This is a genomic window from Paenibacillus xylanivorans, assembly GCF_001280595.1.
GTDB classification, from domain to species: Bacteria; Bacillota; Bacilli; order Paenibacillales; family Paenibacillaceae; genus Paenibacillus; species Paenibacillus xylanivorans.
In genome coordinates, this window is sequence record NZ_LITU01000013.1 from 1 (window position 1) to 1,549 (window position 1,549).

Annotated in this window: 2 protein-coding genes; both read right to left on the minus strand. The window is 49.1% G+C overall.

Annotated features, from left to right (window positions below):
- Positions 1-122: 122 nt before the first annotated feature.
- Complete coding sequence (locus AMS66_RS01210; RefSeq protein WP_053779093.1) at positions 123-1,301, minus strand: IS110 family RNA-guided transposase; 1,179 nt, start codon at positions 1,299-1,301, stop codon at positions 123-125.
- A 23-nt stretch (positions 1,302-1,324) separates the two neighbouring features.
- Positions 1,325-1,549: hypothetical protein (locus AMS66_RS33325; protein ID WP_236703059.1), on the minus strand; the 225-nt coding region annotated here is incomplete at its 5' end.

The following is a 1,549-nucleotide window of genomic DNA, read 5'->3' on the forward strand; positions in this document are numbered from 1 at the left end:
AACAAAAACCAGCTAATGTTTGTCAAGCATTTCAGGTTGGATGAGTTCTCTTTTCATGATATACTTTTTCCGACCAACCCGAATAACCTCCACATCTATGGAGGTTTTGGTTAAATATGGTTTTAAGTTTGGTAGGGCTGCCCCTTTTGCAAGATGGCGAAAATGTGATGCAACAGCTTGTTTGCGCAAGCGATCACGACCACCTTGTAGGGTTTGCCCTCTTTTCTTTTTTTCTCGTAATACGAACGGATTCTTGCATTCGCGTTTTTCCGCATACCACATTGCACAGCTAAATATAGCGATCGTCTAAGTCTCTTAGACCCTCGTTTCGTTATTCGTGTACTCGTCGCTGTAAATTTTCCTGAACTGAAGATGCCGGGGTCAAGGCCCGCAAACGCCACGAGTTGCTTCGCATCGCTAAACTGCTTCACATCACCCACTTCAGCTACAATGGCTGCGGCCAGTTTCGTTCCGATTCCTGGGATGCTTTTCACGAGTTCGACTTCAGGCAAGCTTGCCGCCATTTCCTCCATTTGCTTTTCCAACGCGTCCAGCTGCCGGATCATCGCCTGCAATAAAGTTACCATACCAAGCAGGGCCTTGCTTTGAGACGAACTAGGACGGCTCTCTCTCCAGTGACCAAGCACTTCCTCCAGTTTCCTGGCTTTTTCGTTCGCCCATCGTTTAGAATGGGATCTCCCTGCGCTTCCCTGAATGACTTCGTTCCAATCTTCCACATCTCCCTCCAAACAACAGGCCAGTACCGTCAATGCCGTTGCCGAAAATACATTGTAGAATACCTGCTCATATTCCGGAAACACTTGCTCGAGCAGGGCTCTGCTGTTCAGCTTCGCCTGCACAAAAATTCCTGTGACGAACTCATGTTGTCTGGTCAAATGCTGCAGCTCCGTAAACGTCTCATCCCAGGTTCGGTGCGGCTTCACGTCGCCGCGGTAGTACATTTCAGCCAGATGCCAGGCATCCAGGGCATCCGTTTTGACTTTGCGTAACTGTGTCCCTTTGGCTCGTTTGGATTGCAACGGATTCACCATGTAATAGGTGTAGCCACTTCGATCCAAATATGAAACCAATGCACGGTGATAATGCCCCGTTGCTTCCAGTACCACCACTGGAGCCAAACCCGTTTCGACCTGAAGCCTGCCCAGCATTTCCCCGAATTGTTCGAATCCACTCGTTCCATGTTCAATGTCTACAGCTCTTCCATATGGCTCGTTTCGTTTCCGGAATGCCTGTACCACACTTGAACCTTTAGCGACATCCACGCCAACAACAGGTTCCATTTCCTCACTCCTTCTCCTTGATTTCACCGGCCTTTTCCACGATGGTTCCAAACCCATAGCTTCGCTTGTGATACGGGGTCTACCGCCCCTACCAGCTCAAACATGGTCTTTTGGAGGTCGTGAGAGAACAGTTTTTGTTGCGGGATCATTGCCCCTAAAGCCGCCACGTTCTCCCGGCTCCCCCCATCGTAAAACGACCACAAAAAAAGGCCAACCAGAAGATTCTGGCTAACCTGATAATACGAAAA

Coding starts and splice junctions, on each gene's coding strand:
- AMS66_RS01210 (WP_053779093.1), bottom strand. CDS start 1,301: ATGGAACCTGTTGTTGGCGTGGATGTCGCTAAAGGTTCAAGTGTGGTA.